General features: G+C 51.3%; 5 protein-coding genes and 1 pseudogene. 3 read left to right on the forward strand and 3 right to left on the reverse strand.

Annotation, left to right across the window (positions count from 1 at the left end; translation table 11 throughout):
* Positions 1 to 554: 554 nt before the first annotated feature.
* The 3 genes from PsW64_RS16510 to PsW64_RS16520 all read right to left on the reverse strand — a co-directional run bounded on the left by PsW64_RS16510 (position 555) and on the right by PsW64_RS16520 (position 4,032).
* Positions 555 to 1,727 carry a calcium-binding protein gene (locus PsW64_RS16510; protein ID WP_063304291.1) on the reverse strand — a complete coding sequence of 391 codons (1,173 nt, stop codon included), beginning with the start codon at positions 1,725 to 1,727 and terminating at the stop codon, positions 555 to 557.
* 481 nt (positions 1,728 to 2,208) lie between these two features.
* Positions 2,209 to 3,495 (reverse strand): glycosyltransferase, encoded by a 1,287-nt coding sequence (locus PsW64_RS16515; RefSeq protein ID WP_206599563.1) that lies wholly within the window; start codon positions 3,493 to 3,495, stop codon positions 2,209 to 2,211.
* A 159-nt stretch (positions 3,496 to 3,654) separates the two neighbouring features.
* A complete protein-coding gene (locus PsW64_RS16520) occupies positions 3,655 to 4,032 on the reverse strand; it encodes a VOC family protein (protein ID WP_063294230.1) in 378 nt (125 codons plus the stop codon).
* A gap of 40 nt (positions 4,033 to 4,072) precedes the next feature.
* On the opposite strand from PsW64_RS16520, the gene PsW64_RS16525 reads away from it, so the two are divergent.
* From PsW64_RS16525 to PsW64_RS27970, 3 genes and pseudogenes are all read left to right on the forward strand, one after another.
* Positions 4,073 to 4,609: a winged helix-turn-helix transcriptional regulator gene (locus PsW64_RS16525; RefSeq protein ID WP_057462706.1), complete on the forward strand. Its 537-nt coding sequence runs from the start codon at positions 4,073 to 4,075 to the stop codon at positions 4,607 to 4,609.
* 156 nt (positions 4,610 to 4,765) lie between these two features.
* Positions 4,766 to 5,455, forward strand: a complete 690-nt coding sequence (locus PsW64_RS16530; protein WP_063304293.1) for a hypothetical protein — start codon at positions 4,766 to 4,768, stop codon at positions 5,453 to 5,455.
* A 97-nt stretch (positions 5,456 to 5,552) separates the two neighbouring features.
* Positions 5,553 to 6,253: pseudogene (locus PsW64_RS27970) on the forward strand (double-strand break repair protein AddB); the annotation flags it as partial.

The following is a 6,253-nucleotide window of genomic DNA, read 5'->3' on the forward strand; positions in this document are numbered from 1 at the left end:
GTTCTGGAGATCAGAAACAGCAACGTTTATTTCGTCAAATTCATTCTGAAGAGTATTTGTGGCGCCACAGGCGCATGCAGTGTCGTCCATAATCAAAGCCCTCACGTGGTTGGCTGTTGAATGAACCGCACGACATTGGGCTTTCGAAGGCCCGCTGGCGAGCGGGAGGTTCGAAACCTGACCACGGCAGGCGAGTTTATTCCCTCCCGAAGGAAGTATTGTATTCACCGCCCTCCCGCTCATAGCAAAGGGTTTGCGCCTTTGGAAAAAAGGCACAAAAAATCCGCTAGTTACGGGAGCGGGTACCGCGTGGAAAGAGGTTTCGAAGCCTCATATATGAATGTGGAATGGAACCGCCCACCTGTCAACGAAAAGTTGCAGAAGGGAAAAAGGTGTTGCTGCGGGGATACGCCGGGTGAATGGACAAAAGGGCAATTATTGCCAATAGCCACTTGTCGTGGCTTATGTTGGTTACTGGGAACTCTTTTAAAAATGAGGCTGGAAAATGAGAAGTGAGCTGCCAACACAAGGTTGGCAGCAAAAATTTTGGTTTACTACGCTAGTAGGTCCATAGCTTCAGTTGTTGCTGTAGCTGCGGCTGACAAGTTGTACAGATCTGCACCAGAGAACTGATCTGTAGAAAATCCATCCAACACAGCAAAAGAGTCATCAATTTTTACGAGTGTTGACCCAATGTATTTGCCTTCAAGTGAAGCGATGCCAGCAAAGGTTTCAGCAGTGACTTCTGCAGTCTGAATAACCTGAGCCACCTCTCCATAGTAGCCGATGAGATCGACACCATCTGTAAAATCAGTGACAACGCTGAGGCCATCACCTGGGCCAAACATGAATACGTCGGTGTCCGCACCGCCGGTCACGATATTGTTGATCCCACTACCACCGCGAATAAAGTCAACACCAGCACCACCATCAAGTGTATCGTCTCCATCGCCACCTTGGAGAACGTCACTTCCTTCACCACCCAGGAGGGTGTCATTACCAGAACCGCCCCTAATAACGTCATTTCCTTCACCGCCTAGGATGGTATCATTCACAATGCTACCATTTAGCTCGTCATTTCCAGCAGAGCCATTGATTGTGAATGTCCCATCAGTCTGGAACTCAAGTTTTGTTAGTGTCGTACCATCAGCAAATTCGAATTTCTCGATTGGGGAAGATGCACTTGCTCCGTCTTGAAGGGTGATCACATCGGTGATCTGATTTGGATTTGACGGATCAATGATGTAGATTTTTAGATCATTGGGGTTTACTGGGTCTACAGCAACCATGACATGATCTAATTCGATCCCGCTACCGAAACGAATAGTGTCATTGCTACCAGACGTATCGATGATTTTATCTTGGCCGTTGCCTCTATTAAACTTGAAAGTATCATTACCGGACCCGCCATATAAAATGTCATTGCCAGTCTCTCCGTCTAGGTAATCGTCGCCACTACCACCACTTACTTCATCATCACCTGTGCCACCGAAAAGCGTATCATTACCACCATCACCACTAAGGTAGTCGTCGTCTGCCTCGCCCCAAATAGTGTCATCACCATTGCCACCAGTTAGGAAATCATCACCACCTTCACCATGGATGAAATCATTACCTTCATTAGTGTGGATCCTGTCATTACCACCGCCTGCGTAAACAAGGTCCGCTACTAAGTCATAGTTGCTGTAATAGTCATTTCCATCGCCGAGTCGTACAGTCTTTAACATTTTACTCTTCCTTGAGTTCTATAGATTTATATACAATAGGTTGCATAAATGATCTGTACTCTGCATGCTTGTGTCTGACTGACTACCCGTGTCTTGAAATATTAAGTTAGATTCTACTCTTTCAAAGAGATGCAATGAAAGCGGTAGATGCGGTATCGCTAAACACGCGGTACACATCATGATGCTCATTTGCTCTATCTTCGTTGAGCAAAAGTACGCCATGTCTGCATGTGGGAAATATGCCAGCAAAAAGCTCGTTATGTATGGTCAGACCGCCCGCTTTACTTTTCAATCGACTGATTTCAGTGTCCCGACTATCTCGGAGCGGCGGTCTTCAATCCAACCTCGCCAACTGTAAGGAATTTATCCCGCCAGTCCTTCAAATCTGCTGCCCTCCGCCTCTGGAATTACCTAGAGGCGCACATGGAAGCTTGAGTTGATTGAAGCACTTAACCCGTCATGGTGCGATCTGTATTCGGATTTAAACTGAGGTCTTCATGAAGGATTCTGCCACCTTGGCAAGACACGCTTCAATCTCTGCGATCGCAGTCCCAACGCCGTCTTCGCTTTGCAGGTGCAAGGCTAGGTCACTCGCGTTTTTCTTCAGTGAGGCGTCATTGACTGCAAGGTGAATGGAGTGTGCCAACTTGTCTGCGGTTAGGGCCTTGCGAGGCACAGGCGGAGCGCCAACGCCAAGAGCAACACTCTTTTGAGCCCAGTAAGGCTGATCGCCGAAGAAGGGGCACAAAACGCAAGGCACGCCTGCACGAAACCCTTGGGCAGTGGTTCCCATGCCGCCATGGTGTACAACAGCTGCCATCTTCGGAAACAGCCACTCATGTGGAACATCAGAAACACTCAGGATATCGTCGCTCTCAATGGCATCAAACCCAGCCCAGCCAGTTGAGAGGACACCGCGAACATTTGCCTTTCGCAGGGCCTCAACAAGAACCTCTTGCAACGCTTTGGGGTCCTCAACCGTCATACTGCCAAACCCAATGTAAACGGGTGGGGGTCCACGCTCGAGGAAACTACGCAGACTTGCTGGTGGTTCATAGTCCCCGTCAGACTTCAAACTCCAGTAACCGCTCATAACCGCCGCATCCGGCCAGTCCTTTGGCCGGGGAACAACCCACGAGCTGATCGCATGAAGCGTCTTGATTGGTAGAGCCCCACGGGGAAACAGAACCTCATTGCGATGCTGGATTGCTGTCAGTTTCAGAGCCTTGGTTCGCAATTGATTGACCGATTTACGAAAAGCCGAATAAGAGAGTTTGACGAGTGCGTACCCCAGCTTGTTGTAGCCCGGTATAGGCAAGCGGGGCATCCCCGCCACAGGGAACTCGTTTGTTGGAACGATCATCGGCTGCAACAACCCCATCACAGCCGGAATGTCCAATGCTTCTGCAATATGAGGCGCAGCCATCACTTTGGGGTGGAAGATTATAAGATCGGGCTGAACGGCTTGGGCGGCCCGCCACGCATCACGGTTGAGTCCATCGTTCAGCCGTCCGGATTTCTTCGCCAGTCGTGTACCTGCTGCAACTCTCTTTATGAGCCCGGATGATCCCTCCAGCGCTGCAATCCCGTCAGGAGTGGTCATCAGATCAATCGTGTCGTTCGAAAGTGGTTCAAACGCCAGACCGAAACTCTTGACCCAGTCCCCATACTTTTCAGCACTGCTGAGCGTAACCGTGTGACCACGAGCTGTAAGCCCGCAGGCCAAAGCGATAAAGGGCTCCACATCTCCGCGAGAGCCGTAGGTCAAAATGAGAATCTTAGCAGGCTGCAACATCCGGCAGAGTATAGACCGCTTTCAGTGCAATGCCATCAGGCTAAGCCCCGCCTTGTAAAGCTTACGCTCACCTCAATGAGGCACTGGTTTCTTCAGCTTCTCATTGAGGTGAGTATGTAATGGACGCTGATATCACGCAGGCACAGTCAGGTCCTGTGCCAACATCATCGCGTTGCCGTCTGGGTCGTAAAACGTGGCTGTGCTCACCATGCCCTCGATGGTTTCGGTCGCACCGTCAAACTTCACGCCCGCAGCTTCCAAAGCGCCGCGCGCACTCTCAATATCACCAATGCCAAAAACAGGAACGGTATTGCCGGGGGTAGGCTTGGTCTGCTCACCCAGCCCAAGTGTGACGCCAGCCGTTTTTGTCTTCATCTCACTCCAGCCAGCCTCATCAATGTGATGGATCAGCTCAAAGCCGAGCATGGAGCTGTACCATTCAGCGCTCACATGACGGTCACGAACAGAAATGGCGAGGGTAATCGTATTTTCCAAAGAAACTAAGGACATCAAACTTTCCTTTTGTGAAAAAATAAAGTAACTATACTTTATGGACATTGCGACACTTGTCAAGCTCACTTCTCGGGCTTGGTCTCTAAACATTCTGGCCCTGTTACATTCAGGGGTTCCCGGCAGGCAGGCTCCGTTACTGGCAGCATCTGGTGCTGGCCGCACGTCATTCGCGGCCAGTCTTGAACATCTCACCCAGCTCAAACTCTTGGAGAGGAACCCGGGCCACGGCCACCCACTCCGCCCGGAATTTCGACTGACCCCAAAAGGTGTCAAAGCCGCTGAAATCGCCAGCAGGATCGTGGCCGCAGTTCCCGATGAAAAGGAATTTGCCTTACTGCGTAAAAGCTGGACGGTTCCCATTCTGGCACTAACTGCCACTCCCCAGCGCTTCTCGGGAATAAGATCAGATCTGACGACAATCACCGACCGCGCATTGTCAGCCTCGCTGGTTCGGCTGGAAGAGCGGGAATGGATCAAACGCGACATCAACACCGCCGCCCGCGTCCCATTCCCCACCTACTGCGCCGCAAACACCGGCATCCAAATCAACCACGCAATTGACCTTCGGGCGTGAGTGAGGCGAGCGATTGGCCACTGAAAATACAGGGACACAAAACTCATTCCTGCAGTTGCGTACTGGCGATGTCTCATTGCAACATGAATAAATTACAAGCCCTCACACAAGGGTAACCAAGTGATTTAGTTGAATGGATTTCTCGTAGAGACGCGGATGCAACCAATTTTCAGCGAAATATTAAAGGATCAGATTAATTTTCTTCTGTTCCGCCCAATCAAGCCGCCACTGGGCAGGTCTTATTCAGCCTACTTGGCTTGGGGCTTGCTCGTCACCTGGTTGGTGGGCATCGGTCGTTATTGGGATCATCCCTCCGCAGAGCTGTGGCAATATGCAGGCTTAGGCTCGGTTTTGTATGTCTATGTCTTGGCTGGTCTGGTTTGGGCTATAGCGCAGCCTTTGAAACCTAAGAACTTCAGCTATAAAAATATCCTTCTATTCATCAGCCTTACCTCACTCCCTGCCGCTCTTTACTCCATTCCTGTTGAGCGCTTTATGTCGCTAGGAAATGCGAAAGTTGCGAACATGCTATTTCTTGCTGTTGTCGCAAGCTGGCGAGTCGCATTACTGGCAGTCTTTTTGCAAAGAGTTGCCAAACTTAGTGGCAGAGCTGTTTTCGTGGCAACCGTTCTGCCTTTAACATTGATTGTGACAGCGCTTGTTGCCCTCAATCTGGAGCACGCTGTATTCGAGGTCATGGGTGGGTTACGTGATGAGACATCGAATGATGCCGCCTATTTCATCATGATTGCAATCAGCACTCTGTCCATAATAGCAACACCTATTTTCGTGATTTGGTACGGCTTCTTGGTTTACTTTGCGCATAAGAAACCAGCTTCACCATGAAACTCGCGGGGATATAAAACCGCGCTGTGCTTTTTGCTGTGTGATCCGCTGAAAACTGAACTAAAAAGGAGCATTCGGTTCTGTTCAGGAGGCTCCGGTGGCGGCCACCCCAAATATTTTCAGCGTTTCCCCATCCACGCCCTTTCTGCAGGCAACTGTGGAGGCGTTGCTCTCTGGGCAGTTGATCCCGGGGTTTCAGGCGGATGATAACCCACTGGCGCTGGCTGACGTCACCATCTACGTGCCAACCCGCCGTGCTGCCAGAACTCTGCCGGATGTCCTGCGCAGAGCTTTAGGCTCCAAAGCCGCTCTGCTGCCCAAAATCCTGCCACTTGGCGATGTGGACGAAGAAGAGCATATCCTGAAAGGTCATGGAGACGGCGAGGCGCTGCCACCTGCAATGTCCACCATGGAACGTAAACTGGCCATGACCCGCCTTGTCTGGGCATGGAAAGGCCAGCTCCGCCGCCAGATCCTTCAGCTCAAAGAAGATGATCCTGCCCGTGTTCCAGCGTCCTCCGCTGATGCCGCATGGCTTGCGGGCAACCTGCTCACGCTCATGGATGAGGTGCAGACAGAAGAAGCCAGCTGGGCAGAACTGGGCAGTCTTGTCCCCGATGACCACGCTGAATACTGGAAAATCACGCTCGAATTCCTGAAGATCGTCACTGATCTGTGGCCCGAGCACCTCAAAGCCATCGGCATGATGGACCCGAAGGAGCGCCGCTCAGCCCTCATCCGCGCGGAAGCCGCCCGCCTGCGCACCTCACCACCACGCGGTCCGGTGATTGTGGCGGG

This window comes from Pseudovibrio sp. W64 (genome assembly GCF_001623145.1).
Lineage (GTDB): Bacteria > Pseudomonadota > Alphaproteobacteria > Rhizobiales > Stappiaceae > Pseudovibrio.

Bases quoted from the DNA above. Each gene is read 5' to 3' on its own strand.
- PsW64_RS16530 (WP_063304293.1), top strand. From the start codon at position 4,766: ATGCAACCAATTTTCAGCGAAATATTAAAGGATCAGATTAATTTTCTT.
- PsW64_RS16510 (WP_063304291.1), bottom strand. From the start codon at position 1,727: ATGTTAAAGACTGTACGACTCGGCGATGGAAATGACTATTACAGCAAC.
- PsW64_RS16520 (WP_063294230.1), bottom strand. From the start codon at position 4,032: ATGTCCTTAGTTTCTTTGGAAAATACGATTACCCTCGCCATTTCTGTT.
- PsW64_RS16525 (WP_057462706.1), top strand. From the start codon at position 4,073: ATGGACATTGCGACACTTGTCAAGCTCACTTCTCGGGCTTGGTCTCTA.